This window comes from Paenibacillus mangrovi (assembly GCF_022898935.1).
In the GTDB taxonomy this organism is placed as follows: Bacteria; Bacillota; Bacilli; order Paenibacillales; family Paenibacillaceae; genus Paenibacillus_AQ; species Paenibacillus_AQ mangrovi.
On sequence record NZ_JALIRP010000008.1, the window covers coordinates 17,804 to 35,500 of the forward strand.

Sequence of the window (17,697 nt, forward strand, 5' to 3'; positions counted from 1 at the left end):
AATGACTCGAAGTGGTTATTTCTTGGTCCTCCGAGTCCAGAAGCCTCCATGAAGCAGGATCGGCTCTGTAACAACAACAAAGGCCTTGGGGTCAAGTTCAATGATCATATCGTACAATTTCTTCTGGTTTTTACGCTTCGCCAACACCTCGAACACAAGACGGTGCCCATCCCGGCCGCTGCCGATCCATGAGGTGACCCCGTATCCGTTATCACGCAGCTTATTGGCCATATCGCTTTGCGGATCATTCAGAATAACCTTCATCGTAATATATCCAAGCGCAATACGGCCTTCAATCCATGAACCGACCAGAACGCCGAGCCCATAACCGACGGCATAGACAATCAAGCTGATCGGTTGATTCACATATTTCAGGACGATGCTGAGACCAAGCACATAGATGGTGATTTCAAACATACTGAGGAGCGCTGCCAAATATTTCTGGCCCTTAAGAGTCAAAATCATACGCAAGGTAAAAAATGAAACATACACAATTTGAATAATAAAAATGAATGTGAGTATTCCCAGCATTCCGGTCCCTCCTTTGTCGCTTCCTAAGTTGAATCGTTTTTCGGGACTGTGCCGGACAAACCTTCTTATGATGTAACTTAACCTGATTCGAAGCCAAATTATACATTTCAAGCACAAAAATAACCCCACAAAGTGGGGACTTTGCTTCGAAGCTGATTCAGGTACTTTGTGGGGGCCCCGGAAATTAAAAAAGCCGCTGCTCGTGAGCAGCGGCTTCAGGCTTGTGGATTAACCTATGCCAAATAGCTTTTTAAATTTCGAGAACATGCCCTTCTTCTGATCCAGATGCATCAAAGGCACGGTATCTCCTAAGATACGGCGGGCAATATTGCGGTAGGCGATTGCGGCGCGCGATTCGGGATTCATCACTGTCGGTTCCCCGCTGTTCGCGGCTTTGATGACATACTCGTCATCAGGTACGATTCCGATCAAGTCGATATTCAGCACCTGGAGAACATCTTCAATATCCAGCATATCTCCTGTTTTCATCATATTTGGACGGATGCGGTTAACTACAAGCTTCGGAGATTCAATCTCGGAACTTCCCAAAAGGCCAATAATCCGGTCCGCGTCGCGTACCGCCGCATTTTCCGGCGTCGTTACGACAATGGCCTTGTCCGCTCCGGCAATCGCATTCTTGAACCCTTGCTCGATCCCGGCCGGGCAGTCGATAATGACATACTCATATTCTTTTTTCAGCTCAAGTATAATGTCTTTGACCTGCTCTGGCGATAGGGCGTTTTTATCCTTCGTCTGGGCGGCCGGCAGCATATACAGCTCATCGAAACGTTTGTCTTTTACAAGCGCCTGATTCAAACGGCAGCGTCCTTCCGCAACATCACATAAATCGTAGATGATCCGGTTTTCCAGACCCATGACCACATCCAAATTGCGCAGGCCGATGTCCGTATCCACCAAACAGACCTTTTTGCCCAGCAGCGCAAGCGCCGTACCGATATTCGCCGATGTGGTGGTTTTCCCGACACCGCCTTTACCGGACGTAATGACAATAGCCTCTCCCATGTGTTACACCCCTTTAAACACGTTAAAATCACGCCGTATCCGTACAATGTTGCTAATCTTGTCGATTTGCATGGCTCCATTCTGCAAAAATGCGAATTCCATACTGGTTTCACGCGTTTCCCACTCATCCGGTGGACGGCTGATTTGCTCGGCAATCCGAAGCTGTGTCGGGGCAAAATGGGATGCAGCGATGATCGCTTCCTCATTGCCTTCAAACCCTGCATGCGCCATTCCCCGCAGAGCTCCCAGTATATAAATGTCACCCGTGCACAGAATGCTGCCTCCCGGATTCACATCTCCCAAAAAAAGCAAATCCCCATGATGGTGCAGCACTTGTCCGGAGCGTACCATACCACTCATAATCGTATAAGCAGGAGCCTGCTCAGGCTCCGGTTCAGGAAATTCGACAGAGCGGATAAGCAAGTTCCCTTTTTGTTTTAAAATGTCGAGCATGCTTTGCTTTTGATCTTCCGTAATCCGCCTTGAACCCATCTTTACATCCACATGTATGATCGGACCGGTTAAAATATTTTGATGGCTGTGCTCCAGCTTGTACCGGAGCTCACTCAACAGTTCATCGTACTCACATTCATCGTCAAGCAGGAATACCAGGCCATCTTTGATGCCCTTGATCGTGACATGATTCGATTTAACTGCCATGCCTGTCCCCCCTATCTCATTACACTTCGACTTCGGATGGCGAAGTTCCTGCCGGAAAAGAAAAATGGCGGTGAGGATTACGCCGCCTTCTCTTTTTTCCCCCGTCTTGCAATTTTCTCAAGCTGCTTCCGGAGAGGAACATAAATAATGAGCCCGAACACAAAATGAACAACGAGATCAGGTAGAATGTGATGCAGCAGATTCCAGTCATAGGAAACCTGCGTGAGCGAAAATACACGGTAAATAGCATACAACATGCTGTCAAAAAGCAGACTGCCCAAAATGACCACCGTCATCATGAGCGGCATAGGGGCACGAGGAATACGAAAAATAAATCCCATAATATACGTTGTAAATCCCATGACCAGTGAATAAACGCCGATCATGTCGCCGTAAAATACCACGTCATGAAGCATGCCGAAAATAATGCCGAGGACTAGTGCCGTATGACGGTTATGATATATCGATACAAATAACAAAACGATAAATACCAAATTGGGCGTCAGGATATTTTGCCAAGAACCGGGCAATAACCATGGAACGATCGTTCCTTCCAGAATGAACAACAGAAACAGCAGCAGAAGTAGGACTTGCTTGCGCATCATCATTACTTCTGTTCCTCCGGAGTAAAGACAACAAACAGCTGCTTCCAATCCTGGAATTCGGCTGCAGGCTTAATCATGGCCGTCCATGTCTTACCGAATTGGCTCTCTTGAACGCTTTCCACCGTACCGATGATCAAGCCGCGAGGGTACTTATCTGTATCTCCCAGAGACACAATGGTGTCACCTTTTTTAATCGGGTCACCCTGTTTAATCTGGGTCATAATGAGCATCTGTGTCGCCTCATCATAGCTTTCAACGATGCCGAAGGTTTGATGGTTGTTCATGGCGGTAACGGCAATTCCGTTGGAATTCGGGTCTTTCGCATCCATGGACGTAATCAGTTTTACGGTCGATGTAAAGTTGCTGACATGGCTGACCACCCCGACCATGCCCTTAACGGAAATGACGGATTGACCTACCTTAACCCCATCGCGTGCTCCCAGATCAATCACCAAAGAGCGGTTAACGGGATCAGAATTTACACTGATCACTTGAGCGATATGATAGGAATAATTATATTTTTCTTTCTGAGCCTCTGTAAAATGTAGCGCTTCTTGGAGATCCTTATTCTGCTCTTCCATGAAATTATAATTGGCCTTCTCCCGCGTATACTGGGCAAGCGCAATTTTCAATTGCTCGTTCTCCTTGTATATATCTCGCATGTTGCCGATATCTTTAAACAAGCCCGCTACATAGCCAGCGGGCTTATAAAATATATTTTGTACGAAACCGACAGTATCTCTGAGAAACTTCTCGGGCCAGGAAAGATTGGCTCTCGGACCGAGCGTGAAACCCATCAGCGCGATAAACATGACAAGGGCAATTAAAATCACAAATAAGCGTTTGTTGCCAAGCAGCTTAAACAGTTTCAACACCCTCTAACTCTACTGATTTCTCTCTCCCATTATCAGGGGTTGACCCACAAAACGTTCAGACTTAGCGCTTGGAGCGCACGGCCGAGCTGCTGCGGGATTTAAAAAGATGAATGTTCTCAAGCGCCTTTCCCGTACCGATCGCAACACAGTCTAGCGGGTTCTCGGCAACAATAACAGGCATGCCTGTCTCTTCGGCAAGCAGCTTGTCCAGATTGCGCAGCAATGCTCCGCCGCCTGTCAGCACGATTCCACGGTCCATGATGTCGGCAGCAAGCTCCGGAGGACATTTCTCCAGCGTGACTTTCACTGCTTCAACAATTGCAGTCACGGTATCAGAAAGTGCTTCGCTGATCTCATCGGAAGTAATGGTAATGGTTTTGGGAAGACCTGTAACGAGGTCACGGCCACGGATTTCACTCGTTTCCACCTGCTCGAGCGGCAGTGCAGAGCCGATCTCCATTTTAAGCTGTTCCGATGTTCTTTCCCCAATCATCAGATTATACTGACGTTTGATGTACTGAATGATCGATTCATCCATTTCATCACCGGCAACACGTACAGAGCGGCTGGTTACGATCCCGCCAAGAGAAATGACGGCAACTTCCGTTGTACCTCCGCCGATGTCTACCACCATGCTGCCCGTAGGCTCCCAAACCGGCAGATCAGCACCAATTGCTGCTGCAAACGGCTCTTCAATCGTATACGCTTCGCGAGCACCGGCCTGCTTGGTTGCATCTTCAACCGCACGCTGTTCAACGGCTGTAATGCCGGAAGGCACGCAAACCATAACATTCGGATGGCGCTGGAACATCGAGCGCTGCTTTTGAGCCTGACGGATAAAATATTTAATCATTGTTGCCGTCGTGTCGAAGTCAGCGATAACGCCGTCTTTCATTGGACGTATGGCACGGATGTTGCCAGGCGTGCGTCCGATCATTTTCTTCGCAGACTCACCGACAGCTTCAATGCTTTTCGTATCCGTACGGATCGCAACAACAGAAGGTTCTCTTACAACAATTCCTTTTCCACGGACATAAACGAGCGTATTCGCTGTCCCCAAATCAATTCCCAAGTCTTTCGTGAAGCTTCCTAACATGCTGTAATCTCCCTTTCTTCGTCAATCTTAACTATTATATTACATCAAGCCTTGCTCCTTCAAACTGACGAATTCCCCGTCACCGATAATCAGGTGATCCAGCACTTCAATCCCTACGATTTCTCCCGCTTCTTTGAGTCGTGAAGTCAAGGAAATATCTTCAGGGCTGGGAGTTGGATCTCCGCTCGGATGGTTATGCGCGCAGACCAGAGATGCACTGCTACACTTCATGGCTGCACGAAACACCTCGCGCGGATGGACTATGGAGGCGTTCAGACTGCCGATCGAAAGCGTCTCTTGAGCAATAATGTGATTTTTGGTATTTAGAAATAAACAAACGAAATGTTCTTTCTGCAGATAACGCAGCTGTTCCATAAGGACCTCGGCAGCATCGCGCGGGCTGCGGATGACTACCGGATCTTCAAACCGGGAGCGGGCCAGCCTCTGTCCAAGCTCGATTCCTGCCTTTAGCTGGACTGCTTTGGCGCTGCCGATTCCCTTGATGGCCATAAGTTCCTGAATGCTCATATCCACAAGTCGGCGCATGCTGCCGACTTGCTTCAATATGCGCTGTGCCAGATGGATTGCGGACTCCTTCCGCGTTCCCGTCCGAAGTAAAATAGCCAGCAGCTCTGCATGGCTTAATGCGCCGGCCCCATACTGCAGCATACGTTCTCTGGGTCGTTCCTGATGGGGGATGTCGCGCAACATATATGTTTGCGGCTCCATAAGTTCCCCTACTTTCCCTTCACTCAAATCTCATCCACACTTACAGGACGTCTATTCCAAATTCCGACAGCATGTCGGACAAAAGCGAAACAGGAAGTCCCACGACGGTAAAATAACAGCCCTCAATCCGTTCCACTAAAGTGGCGCCAAGGCCTTGAATGCCGTATGCGCCCGCTTTGTCGCTGGGCTCGCCGCTTTTTACGTAAGCATCTATTTGTTTATCCGAAAGCTCCTTCATCATCACCTTCGTCGATTGATGGCGTACGAGCGATTGGCCGCTTGCCGCATCAATACATGCCACTCCCGTATATACGTGATGCGTGTTCCCTTGCAGGGATTTCAACATGCGGAAAGCGTCTGCGTCATCCTCGGGCTTGCCAAGAACCTGATGATTCAGGACAACGATCGTGTCGCTGCCGACAATTACCGCATTTTCCGTCGGATCCGCAATTAGAGAATACACGGCCTGCGCTTTACGATGCGCCAAGCCTTCGACAATCTGCTGTGGAGTCCAGTCGTCCGGAGTATGTTCGTCTGCATGGCTGGGATGGATCTCGTACGGTATATGTAGAGAAGCTATCAGCTCCTGCCTTCTGGGTGAGGTAGATGCCAGTACGATCCGGCGTGAATGGTTTGATTTCAATGAAAGGATCTCCTTTTCCCGGTAGTTACAGCCTGCGATACAGCCACACGGAGACGATGATGCCGATCAAACTTAGCAGGCTCATTTTCATTTGAATGGTGATGTCGTAGCTGATTATGTCCAAATTAGCTTGCGGTGACCACTTGATCGGTGTTGATGCAGTCAGAAAAGAAAGGGCTTGTACAGGTTCCAGGGCCTTTGCGATCCAGGCACCCGCCAGCCAACCAAGCAGTATAAACAAGAGCAGTATTCCTACGTTCTTTTTCATCCTTCTCTTCCCTCGCCATAATTTGACACCCACATTATTATACGGTTATTTGGACACCAATACAAACACAAATCCGGTATGGGGAACTATTACCAGTTCCTTACCGGATGGTATGAGCAATCTATACTTTTTCCAATTTGGATATCATTTCCTTCTGCTGCTTGATGTACTGCATCATGCTGGATTGCACTTCCCACAAATGCCCTTTGGAGTGATTCCGGTTGTATTCCGTGATGGCGGATACCGCGCTGTTCATCGTCTGTTCCATTTGGGTTCCCATCTCTTCCTCACTAGGCCCAAGACCAGTCTGAAGCGACTTCATCGCCTCCATCCAGCGGCTGTGAAGATCAGTTATAGCTGAGGTGTCTTCGGTACTCAGACCCGCTGGATTTTCTTGTCCGAGCAGCTCCGCAGATAGCTGGCTCAGCTTCGATACAAGCTCGGAGCTCACGGCAAAATATTCATTTATAGTCCCTGCTTCCCCGCCAAATTTCATCTCGCTGGCCGCAGGCAGCATAACCTCCCTGACATACAGTTCAAGCCCCTGGGCCTTCAATTGGCTGCTTAGAAACTTGGCCTGCTCAAGGTCTGTCGACATGCCGGCATATACCCTGTTCTCCTGATCCGGGTCCTGACCTGCGGCAATGCCATATTGCTGCAGCTCTTTTCGGGCCAGTTCCGCACGTTCTTTACTGCTGAACACGCCGTATTGAAGCATGTAATACGATTGTCCCTGGACCTGTACAGCCACGGAAGCTGTTTTGCTAAACTCCACTGGTGCCTGAGTCACGCCTTGGGCCGCTGGATTCACAGGCGTCACCGAACCGCCGGAACCATCCTTGAAAAAGGAAAGCACGACAAATCCAAAAAGAGCCCCGGTCACAATGGCTCCAGTAACGGTACCGATGACCTTCCACAATGAGGCGGGACGCCGCGGGCGATAGGACGAATCTCCCAGCTCAGGATAAACCGAATCTGCAAGATTCCGGAAGTCCTCTGAATGATCTATAAATCCAGTACCGGAGTCATAGGGATCAAGATCATATTCATATCTATCATTCCGGATGTCATCGTCTTCCTGATATGGCTGCAGTCCGGGCAGTATTTCACTCCAAGGATCGTCTTTATTAAATGGATCGGACCAGCCCTGCATCGGGCCCGGAATGACGGTCAGATGATCACGGTTCTTTTTAACGGTTTCCTCTATATGTTCATGACGAGGAGCATTGCTGCTGTCCAGATGCTCCAGTCCTAGAAAATCCTTTCTGATGATCTCTTTTTGCGCTTGCGGGGCGGCTTTCTGTTCTTCCTGTACAACTTCAAGCTGATGGGAGCTTTCCTCATTGAACCGGAAAGTCATTCTCGCTTTGTTCACGGTCATACACCTCACCCTTGTCTCATTACAAAGTATATATGACAGATTGTCCGAAGTTATGCTGGTATGGAAGGAAACTAACCAATGATATTAGGCAAAATACACAAAAAGGACTGTCCCATTCCGCATACGCGGTTTGAAACAGTCCCTACAATCAGACACAAGCCTATGTAAGCAACGGGCCTTACAGGCCTATAGCTCCTTCGCCAACTGATAGCCAACCTTCCAAATATCCCCAGCACCCATCGTGATGACGAGCGTACCCGGCTGAATTCTTTGCTTCAGATCAGACAGCACATCTTCTTTGGTTGGAAGATATCTTGCGCTGGCATTGCTGTTCTGCTTGATCAGCTCAACCAGCTTGGAGGAGTGTACGCCTTCAATCTGCTTCTCTCCGGCAGGCGAATAAATATCCGTGATGATGACCTCGTCGGCTTCGCCGAAAGCTCGGCTAAAGGCATCCAGCAGGAAGAACGTACGGGTATAGCGCTGCGGCTGGAATACGGCGATAATCCGTTTGCCTGTCGCTTTGGCCGCGCTGATCGTCGCTTCAATCTCCGTTGGATGATGGGCGTAATCGTCGATGATCAGGATATCATTTTTTTCGCCCAACACCTGGAAGCGGCGCTTGGCACCATGGAACTTGGAGATGCCTTTGGCAATTTGTTCAAACGGGATCCCCGCTTTAAGGCACGAAATTACCGTTGCCATCGCATTGTACACGTTATGGCGTCCAGGCACCGACAATTCCACCGTTCCGAGCGGAGTACCCTTGTGATTCATCGTAAAAGACACTTGACGGTCACCAAGCACCAGATCGGTTGCCGTATATTCCGCATCCGTATCAATGCCATATGTGGCTACCTGGCAGCGGATTCCCGGAATGATCGCCTGAATGTTGGCATCATCTCCACAAACCACGGCGGTGCCGTCTTCACGGATCTGATTCAGAAACTGGACATAAGCGCCTTTCAGCTTATTGAAGTCTCCGTCATAGTTTTCCAGGTGATCGGCCTCAATGTTGGTCACAATGCCAAGCCATGGATGATACTGTAGAAACGAACCATCGCTTTCATCTGCTTCAGCGACAACGAAATCCCCTTTTCCGGCCTTCGCGTTCGTACCTACGTTCATGATTTCCCCGCCGATAATGTAGGTCGGATCGACGCCGCATTCTTCCATGACCAAAGCAATCATAGAGGAAGTCGTTGTTTTCCCATGCGCACCGGCAACCGCTACGCCTTTACGCTCATTCAGCAGTCTTGCAAGCATTTGTGAACGGTGAAGGATCGGAATATTAAGCTGTTCCGCCTCTACCCGTTCCACATTGTCTTTGGACAAAGCCGTCGAATACACGACAAGATCGGCTCCATGTACCTGCTCCGCCGTATGTCCAATATAAATTTTAGCGCCCTTGGCAGCCAACTTTTCCGTTAATTCCTGAGAAGCCACATCCGAACCTGTGACCTTGTATCCCATTTCCAGCATAACTCGTGCAATGGCGCTCATCCCGTAGCCACCAATACCGATAAAATGAACATGTTCTGAATTCAACAGATTTTCACCAACCTTTTTCAGAATCGGTCTGACCCAGCAGAGCGGCCCGCACATCCGATATCAAGTAAAGCGTGCCAGATACCACCGCTAAATCCTCCGCTTCTGTCCGTGACTTAAGTAGTTCTAGCGCGTTTTTCCAATCCGGTTCTACGATGATCTGCAAACCTGGTTTGCCGTAGGAATGCTTCAGCCCCTCTGCTAATTCATGCAGCGCTTCAGCGTCCATTTTTTTCCGGAAGTCCGGCTCGGTCAGGATAAGCGTATCCACTATAGGAAGTATATGCTTCAAATAGGTTTCATGATGCTTATTCGACAGCATTCCCATCATCAAATTTAAACGTTCATGCGGGTAGTGCCGCTCAATGCTTTTCCGCAAAGATTCGGCACCCTCCGGATTATGTGCTCCATCGAGCACGATGCGCGGCGCAGAGGATACTTCCTCCATGCGTCCTGCCCAGACCGTATCGCGGAATCCTTTTAAAATATCTTCTTCATCCATGACAAAAGCCATGTATTGGCGAAGCACTTCCAGTGCCATCAGCGCCCCGGCCGCATTGGCAATCTGATGCTCGCCCTTCATACCGATCTCAATATCATACTCGCGGAAAGGCCCCGAGAAATGGAAGGACTGGTACGGACCATGCTCGCCCGTATACTCATACTTGAATTTTTCGCCTGCCAAATACAGTGTTGCCTTACATTCCATCGCTTTTTTTCGCAGAACCTGAGTCGCTTCCGGCTGCTGCACACAGCTGACGACAGGCACACCTGATTTGATGATGCCCGCTTTTTCAAAAGCAATCTGCTCCACGGTATCACCGAGAACATCGGTATGGTCCATGCCGACGTTGGTAATGATCGACACCACCGGGAATACAATATTGGTAACATCCAGCCTTCCCCCAAGTCCAGTCTCCCATACGACAATATCCGGCACACACTCCTCTGCATAATACAAAATGGCGAGCGCCGTCGAAACCTCAAACATGGTAGGCGATCCCAGCTCGGTGGAGGCGATTTCTTGTACGATTGGATACAGTCTGTTGGCAAGCGCCAACAGTGATTCCTCAGGGATATCCTCACCATTATACTGAAACCGGTTTGTAAATTTGGTGATGTAAGGGGACGTGAACGTCCCCACCGTATAGCCGCTTTGCAAGAGAACCCGGGTCAAAAATGCGCAGGTCGAGCCTTTGCCATTCGTGCCCGCGATATGAATGAACTTCAGGCGCCGATGAGGATTCTGGAGTATCTCCATCATCTTCTCAATTCTTGACATGCCCGGGCGGATTCCAAAAGGAATCAGCCCGTTAATCCAGTCTACAGCTTCTGTATATGTGTTCAGGTACGCAGAGGCTTCAAATTGATCTCCCATTTACCATTTCACCTTCTGAGATATATTTAATCCAGGAAGCATTGCAGCGCCATGCTCCCAGTCAATCGGTTCCCCGTAAATCAGCCAATCAGCCCTTCAGTTCCTCGATCCGTGCAATGACCTTGCTGCGCTTGTCAGAGTAGTCAGCCATCTTCGCTTTCTCCTCTTCGATGACCTTCGCCGGTGCCTTGGATACAAAACCCTGGTTGCTGAGCTTCTTCTCCACGCGCTCGACTTCGCTGCTTAGGTTCTGCAGCTCTTTTTCAAGACGTGCGATTTCCTGGTCGATATCGATCAGGCCCGCAAGCGGCAGATACAGCTCGGCACCAGTCACAACCGCGGTCATGGCTTTGTCCGGAGTCTCAAGCCCGAGACCGGCTTCAAAGCTGGATGTGTTGCAGAAGCGCTGAACATAAATCTCATTGCGGTTCACGATTTGAAGCATTTGCTCATCCCCGGCTTTCAGAATGAGCTCTATTTTTTTGCTCATCGGTACATTGACTTCGGCACGGATATTCCGTACGGCACGGATGACATCCATCAGCAGGGACATCTCACGCGCAGCCTCGGCATTCTCAAGAGCGGGGTCATACTCAGGCCAAGCGGCCAGTGTAATCGACTCGCCTTGATGCGGAAGATGTTGCCAGATCTCTTCGGAGATGAACGGCATAAACGGATGCATCATGCGCAGCGTGCGGTCAAGCACGTAGGAGAGCACAGATTTCGTCGTATGTTTTGCCGCTTCGTCATCCCCGTAAAGGGACAGTTTGGAGAATTCGATATACCAGTCGCAGAGGTCATCCCAGATGAAGTTGTACAGCAGGCGGCCGGTCTCACCAAATTCATAGGCATCTATTAGACGCGTAATGTCGCGGGAAGTTTCGTTCAGACGGTGAAGAATCCAGCGGTCAGCCGTGCTGAGTTCGCCGCTTATGTCAATGTCGTCATAAGTGAATCCCTGGAGATTCATCAAAGCAAAACGCGATGCATTCCAGATCTTGTTGGCAAAGTTCCGGGCCTGCTCTACGCGTTCCCAGCGGAAACGCAAATCCTGTCCCGGCGTGCTGCTGGTCGAGATCATGTAGCGCATGGCATCCGCACCGTATTTTTCAATAACGTCCAGCGGATCCACGCCATTGCCAAGCGACTTGGACATCTTCTTGCCTTCCGGATCGCGTACCAGACCATGCATTAGCACGTCCTTAAATGGAATCTCGCCGGTAAACTCAAGTGCCGTAAAGATCATGCGGGCTACCCAGAAATAAATGATATCGTATCCGGTCACCAGAACATCTGTTGGATAGTAACGCTTGAGATCTTCAGTCTGGTCAGGCCAGCCAAGAGTCGAGAATGGCCACAGCGCCGAGCTGAACCAGGTATCCAGTACGTCCTCATCCTGACGAAGCGAGGTAGAGCCGCACTTGGAGCACTTCGTTACGTCTTCATGGGCAACATGAATCTCGCCGCAGGATTCGCAGTACCAGGCCGGGATACGGTGTCCCCACCAGAGCTGACGGGAAATACACCAGTCACGTACGTTTTCGATCCAGTTGAGATACGTTTTTTCAAAACGGTCCGGCACAAAGTTTACACCTTTGCCAGATTTCTGCGCTTCAATGGCGGCTTCGGCGAGCGGCTGCATTTTAACGAACCACTGCGTGGACAGGTAAGGCTCTACGACAGCACCTGTACGCTCACTATGGCCAACTTGGTGAAGGTGGTCTTCGATTCTGATCAGGACGCCTTGATCTTTGAGGTCCTGAACGATCTGCTTGCGGCAGTCGCTGCGGTCCATTCCCTGGTATTTACCGGCAAGTTCATTCATTGTGCCGGTCTCATCCATCACCGTAATTTGCGGCAGGTCATGACGCAAACCTACTTCGAAGTCGTTCGGATCATGGGAAGGTGTAATTTTTACAGCTCCGCTTCCGAATTCCTTGTCAACATACTCATCGGCAATAATCGGAATTTCACGGCCGACAATCGGCAGAACGAGCATTTTTCCGATCATGTCCTTATAGCGCTCATCCTTCGGATGAACGGCTACAGCCGAATCCCCGAGCATGGTTTCCGGACGTGTCGTTGCGACCGTAATATGCCCGCTGCCGTCCTTAAGAGGATAGGAAAGGTGATATAAGTGTCCTTGAACCTCTTTATATTCAACCTCAATATCCGAAAGCGCCGTACGGGCAGCCGGATCCCAGTTGATGATGCGTTTGCCGCGATAAATGAGCTCTTTTTCATGCAGCTTAACAAATACCTCGCGCACGGCTTTGGACAGACCTTCATCCAGTGTAAAACGTTCTCTGGAGTAATCCAAGGAGAAGCCCATTTTCGCCCACTGCTCGTGGATGGTCTCCGCATATTTGTCTTTCCACTCCCATACCTTTTCTAGGAACTTCTCCCGTCCCAGGTCATAGCGTGTAACGCCTTCCTCACGCAGTTTTTGCTCCACCTTCGTCTGAGTGGCGATGCCCGCATGGTCCGAGCCCGGAAGCCAAAGCGCGTCATAACCCTGCATGCGCTTGGTTCGGATCAGGATATCCTGCAGTGTAAAGTCGAGCGCGTGCCCGATGTGCAGCATCCCCGTAACGTTAGGAGGCGGAATGACAATCGTATAAGGCTTGGCGTCTTGGCGCTGCCCTGCTTTGAAAAACTCGCCTTCAATCCAGTATTTGTACCATTTTTCTTCGGCTGCCTTCGGATCGTATGTCGTCGGCATCTCCGTCGTTAATTTGTTGTCCTGCTCTGCCATATTTGCATTCCTCCATCACAAGCTCAATCTTTTTGTTTGGAAAAACAAAAAAGCCCTTCGTCCTCAAAGGACGAAAGGCTGTTCTTTCGCGGTACCACCTTTGTTTCGCGTATGCCTGTGCAAAGACATCATAGGCATTTTCGCAGCCTTAATGCAGCTGCTTTCATGTACGCGACACTTCATGCAGATAACGGCTGCAGCCGGTCATACTCTAACCCAAGTAACGGGCTCAAGCAGACAACTCCCGGGCGACTTCGGATGAAATAGCATCCTGCGGAATCTCACAGCGCAGCAATTCCACTCTCTGAAGGGCATGTCAACCTACTATTCCCGATCATCGTTCTTGACAAAATATATGCTTATCATAACTTGGTTGTTGCCTTAAGTCAACATAACTTGGGTTTTGACTATCTAAGTCGGTATCCTGTTGGCATTTATTATTATCATATGTATGATTCTTAAACAGGGGTTCGGGCCAAACACAAAAAAGCACCCGGATCTTTTTCGCGCACCGGGCGCTCCTTGTGTTTATCAAAATATCAATTTTAAGGAATGTAAAGGATCTGTCCTTCCTCAACGGTTTGATCAGCCAGCCGGTTATGCAGTAAAATTTCACGGGCACTGAGCTGGTACCGGTTTGCGATCGTCTCGAGTGTTTCTTCCCGCTGAACAATGCATAAGCGTACTTTACGGAATTGAGTTTTCTCCGTGCTGCTTCCGAGAAATAAATTTTGCCACTGGATCTCATCGCTTCCGCCTACTTCTCGTCCCGCTTCCTCCTTCTTAGGCTCTTCCGACAAAGCCTGCTGTTCCTGCTCTTTCAGGGAACGACTCGAAGCCAGAAGTGAGGAGAATCCGATGGCTTCCTTCTCATCAACCTGCGCTTCTTTTTTGCTGCCAAGAGCGACCCGCATTTCCCGGTCATCCGCCGCTTCCTCCTGTTGAACGGATTCCTGCTGAAAAGCACTGAACGGAAAGACTGGCTCGTGGACCGGTTCCTGCTGAGCAGAAGTCAGGTAAATATCCGTCGCCTGATCCTCGTCCGCCTGAATGGCCGTTTGTTCCGGGTGCAGCAGCTCCGACTCGTCTTCGTGTTCGAAATGCCATACATTCGAGTTCGCCTTGTTCCCGCTGCGTTCCGCGGATTCCTTGTCCGTATGTAACGCGCCGGGAGAAATTTCTTTTTCAGCTGCAGACGTCTCGTCATTCGTCCGCTGCTCTGGAGCCGATTCGAACTGCGGCGGAAAATTCGAAAAGCCGGAGGCTTCAATGCTTTCAGGGACGAAAACGGCTTCCGATGCATATGCCGGCGTCTCGTTACCCGCTGCAAACGCCGCATCACTCGTTTCCCTGATCTCTGCCTCATCCGCACGGCCCTCCTCCTCTTCCAAAAAAGCGGTCAACACAGGATCATTCGCCGGATCGTCTGACGCATGTACAACCGTAAATTCATCAGCATTCCAGGCGGCAGCCGAGTCGCTCACCGCTGTTTCGATTCCCCGAAGCGAGAGCACACCCGTGATATTCAAGCTGCGCTTGGATAAAAGGTCTACGTCGAAATTTTCAATTTCAACGGCAATCTCGTCAAGCGAAGACACACGGTTCGTAGGCACGGTAATTTCTACGGGAATAAAATGCTCGAGACGCTGTATACCGTCCTCCTCCCCGTCGCTTCTGTACAAGCCGCTGAGCATTAGATGACCACGAAGCGCAACCTGCTCCCCCTGGCTGATGACCTGAATATGAGGCAGCAGCTCGATTTCTTCCAGTTCGGCAATTCCGGACACATCTTCCGATAAATGAATCCGTTCATAAATATCAAAGCGCAAACCGTAGGACTGGTCAAACACAGAAATGTCCTCCTTTCGGCATATTTCTAACCATGAGTCTGCTCACGGCATGAGCCCCAAAAAGCGTTACTCATTTTATCTATATGCTCCAAATATAAGGGCATTCCAGTTTTGCACCTATCCGGCGGTTTGCGCCGATATTTTATACATATTATTCTCTCTTGCTCAGCTTGTTATGAAGCTCCTGCAGATCGCTGGGCCATGGATCAACTACTTCAATCCGCTCTCCCGTGAAAGGATGGGAAAAATCCAGCCTTTCGCCATGCAGCGCCTGCCTTCCAATCAAAGACATGCTGCCGCCGTAAAGCGAATCCCCCAGCAGCGGATGACCCAAATGACTGAGATGGACGCGGATCTGATGCGTACGGCCCGTTTCCAGCTCCAAATGCACCAGAGAGGCGTTTTTATACACCTCACCGACACGCACATGCGTAACAGCGTGCTGTCCGGTAGTAGATACGCGTCTGCGCTGCTTGTGATGGCGGTCTTTGCCAATCGGCAGATCAATGACCTTTAGCTCGGCTGAGACCCTACCCTGCACAAAAGCGACGTAGCTGCGGGCAATGCGTTTGTGCCGCATATCTTCATCCAGCTTCAATTGAGCCCAGTCATTTTTGGCATAAAGAACAGGTCCGGACGTATGTTGATCCAGCCTGTGGATATGACGTACGGCAATTTCTTCTCCCTGCATCTGAAAATGCGCAGCGACCGCATGATCAAGGGTAGGTTGCGTTTCGCCTTTCCGCCCGTCAGGATGGATGTTCATGCCAGCTGGCTTATGCACAACCAGGCAAAAATCATCCTCGTACAAAATTTCCAGCTCCCGCCACATCGGTTCGATTCCCGGCTGTTGAACAGGAAAGAGGGCCAGCCGCAGCCGGTCCCCTTTCCATTCCATTCCTTTTTTGGACTGCAGCTGTTTCAGGAGCTTTTCCGGCATGCCCAGTGACTCCAGCAGCCATGCTGCTGCCGCCTGATCCCGGTCCTCAGCTAGGCTTAAGCTTTTCCCCGGAGTCAGTTCCAGCCACTGGCCGCGGCGCGTCCAGGTTCTCACAGGTTTTTCAGGGCGTTGTAGTTGGCTTCGATGGTAGCGTCAATATCCTCGACACTGTGCGCAGCCGACACGAACATCCCTTCGAACTGGGAAGGAGCCACGCTGACGCCCTCTTCCAACAGATTCGCAAAATATTTGATAAAGCGCTGAATATCGCTTGCTCTGGCCGTATCATAGTTCACTACAGGTCCTTCCGTGAAGAAAGGGCAAACCATGGAGCCGACACGGTTCAAGGTTACGGGTACACCCAGCTCTTTGGCGTTTTTCTCAAAGCCGGCAGCCAGGCGCGAAGCACGCTCTTCGAGCTGCTCGTACACCGCAGGCGTCAGCAGTTTAAGCGTCGTATAACCGGCAACCATGGCCAGCGGGTTACCACTGAGCGTTCCGGCCTGGTAGATCGGTCCGGATGGAGCCACCTGCTCCATAATTTCGCGTTTGCCGCCGTAGGCACCGACAGGAAGCCCGCCTCCAATAACTTTGCCCAGGCAGGTCAGGTCAGGTGTAATACCGAAAAGACCCTGTGCACAGTTGATGTTAACACGGAAGCCTGTCATAACCTCGTCAAAAATGAGCAGACTGCCGTAACGTGTGGTAATATCACGCAGTCCCTGCAGGAAGCCTGGAAGCGGAGGAACTACGCCCATATTGCCGGCAATAGGTTCAACAATAACGCAGGCAATCTCCTCGCCGAAACGATCAAAGGCCACCTTGACTGATTCCAGATCGTTGTATGCCACGGTAATGGTATTCGACGCAACACTCTCCGGTACACCAGGGCTGTCAGGCAGACCCAGCGTGGCTACGCCTGAACCCGCTTTGATCAGCAGGCTGTCCCCATGTCCGTGATAGGAGCCTTCAAATTTCAAAATTTTGTCCCGGCCCGTGTACCCGCGCGCGAGACGGATCGCACTCATCGTGGCTTCCGTACCGGAGTTTACCATCCGAACCACATCGATTGAAGGAACCCGTTCACAAACCAGCTTGGCCATTTCCGTTTCGATCAACGTCGGAGCGCCGAAGCTCGTGCCTCTTGCTGCGGTTTCCTGAATGGCCGAGATGACTTCCGGATGGGCATGCCCCATGATGAGAGGACCCCAGGAGCCGATATAATCGATGAAGCTGTTGCCGTCAATATCATAAATCCGCGAGCCCTTGGCATGATCTACATAAATCGGCGTCAGGCCAACCGATTTAAAAGCCCGTACAGGGCTGTTCACCCCACCGGGAAGATAATGCTTGGCTTCTTCAAACGCACTGCGGGAAACCTCTTCTTTACGCTTTCCAGACATACTCATGAAAGT

16 protein-coding genes and 1 other annotated feature are annotated in these 17,697 nt (G+C 50.3%); all 16 genes read right to left on the minus strand.

What is annotated here, in order from left to right:
- Positions 1-15: 15 nt before the first annotated feature.
- The gene (locus MUG84_RS18880) at positions 16-531 is read right to left on the minus strand and encodes a DUF2179 domain-containing protein (RefSeq protein ID WP_244727661.1); all 516 of its coding nucleotides are present in this window, start codon (positions 529-531) and stop codon (positions 16-18) included.
- Between the two features lie 228 nt (positions 532-759).
- Positions 760-1,554: a septum site-determining protein MinD gene (gene minD, locus MUG84_RS18885; protein WP_244727664.1), complete on the minus strand. Its 795-nt coding sequence runs from the start codon at positions 1,552-1,554 to the stop codon at positions 760-762.
- A gap of 3 nt (positions 1,555-1,557) precedes the next feature.
- The gene (gene minC, locus MUG84_RS18890; protein ID WP_244727666.1) at positions 1,558-2,214 is read right to left on the minus strand and encodes a septum site-determining protein MinC; all 657 of its coding nucleotides are present in this window, start codon (positions 2,212-2,214) and stop codon (positions 1,558-1,560) included.
- A gap of 77 nt (positions 2,215-2,291) precedes the next feature.
- The gene (gene mreD / locus MUG84_RS18895) at positions 2,292-2,822 is read right to left on the minus strand and encodes a rod shape-determining protein MreD (RefSeq protein ID WP_244727668.1); all 531 of its coding nucleotides are present in this window, start codon (positions 2,820-2,822) and stop codon (positions 2,292-2,294) included.
- The gene (mreC, locus tag MUG84_RS18900) at positions 2,822-3,694 is read right to left on the minus strand and encodes a rod shape-determining protein MreC (RefSeq protein ID WP_244727670.1); all 873 of its coding nucleotides are present in this window, start codon (positions 3,692-3,694) and stop codon (positions 2,822-2,824) included. Before mreC ends, mreD begins: the two co-directional genes overlap by 1 nt.
- 61 nt (positions 3,695-3,755) lie before the next feature.
- Entirely contained in the window at positions 3,756-4,790 is a 1,035-nt protein-coding gene (locus tag MUG84_RS18905; RefSeq protein ID WP_244727672.1) for a rod shape-determining protein, read from the minus strand.
- 39 nt (positions 4,791-4,829) lie between these two features.
- Complete coding sequence (radC, locus tag MUG84_RS18910; protein WP_244727675.1) at positions 4,830-5,519, minus strand: RadC family protein; 690 nt, start codon at positions 5,517-5,519, stop codon at positions 4,830-4,832.
- A 40-nt stretch (positions 5,520-5,559) separates the two neighbouring features.
- Positions 5,560-6,162: a Maf family protein gene (locus tag MUG84_RS18915; RefSeq protein ID WP_244727677.1), complete on the minus strand. Its 603-nt coding sequence runs from the start codon at positions 6,160-6,162 to the stop codon at positions 5,560-5,562.
- A 25-nt stretch (positions 6,163-6,187) separates the two neighbouring features.
- Positions 6,188-6,430 (minus strand): DUF4321 domain-containing protein, encoded by a 243-nt coding sequence (locus MUG84_RS18920; protein WP_244727679.1) that lies wholly within the window; start codon positions 6,428-6,430, stop codon positions 6,188-6,190.
- 121 nt (positions 6,431-6,551) lie between these two features.
- The gene (locus MUG84_RS27530) at positions 6,552-7,805 is read right to left on the minus strand and encodes an SPOR domain-containing protein (protein ID WP_244727681.1); all 1,254 of its coding nucleotides are present in this window, start codon (positions 7,803-7,805) and stop codon (positions 6,552-6,554) included.
- 192 nt (positions 7,806-7,997) lie between these two features.
- Positions 7,998-9,362, minus strand: coding sequence for a UDP-N-acetylmuramate--L-alanine ligase (murC, locus tag MUG84_RS18930; RefSeq protein WP_244728226.1), 1,365 nt, complete (start codon positions 9,360-9,362; stop codon positions 7,998-8,000).
- A 4-nt stretch (positions 9,363-9,366) separates the two neighbouring features.
- Positions 9,367-10,737: a bifunctional folylpolyglutamate synthase/dihydrofolate synthase gene (locus MUG84_RS18935; protein ID WP_244727684.1), complete on the minus strand. Its 1,371-nt coding sequence runs from the start codon at positions 10,735-10,737 to the stop codon at positions 9,367-9,369.
- Positions 10,738-10,825: 88 nt separating this feature from the next.
- Entirely contained in the window at positions 10,826-13,492 is a 2,667-nt protein-coding gene (locus MUG84_RS18940; RefSeq protein ID WP_244727686.1) for a valine--tRNA ligase, read from the minus strand.
- Positions 13,493-13,555: 63 nt separating this feature from the next.
- Positions 13,556-13,839: a binding site (T-box leader), on the minus strand.
- Between the two features lie 198 nt (positions 13,840-14,037).
- The gene (locus MUG84_RS18945; RefSeq protein WP_244727689.1) at positions 14,038-15,342 is read right to left on the minus strand and encodes a LysM peptidoglycan-binding domain-containing protein; all 1,305 of its coding nucleotides are present in this window, start codon (positions 15,340-15,342) and stop codon (positions 14,038-14,040) included.
- Positions 15,343-15,493: 151 nt separating this feature from the next.
- Positions 15,494-16,396, minus strand: coding sequence for an RluA family pseudouridine synthase (locus tag MUG84_RS18950; RefSeq protein WP_244727691.1), 903 nt, complete (start codon positions 16,394-16,396; stop codon positions 15,494-15,496).
- Positions 16,393-17,691 carry a glutamate-1-semialdehyde 2,1-aminomutase gene (gene hemL / locus MUG84_RS18955; protein ID WP_280521409.1) on the minus strand — a complete coding sequence of 433 codons (1,299 nt, stop codon included), beginning with the start codon at positions 17,689-17,691 and terminating at the stop codon, positions 16,393-16,395. The genes MUG84_RS18950 and hemL overlap by 4 nt, the downstream gene beginning before the upstream one ends.
- Positions 17,692-17,697: the final 6 nt, after the last annotated feature.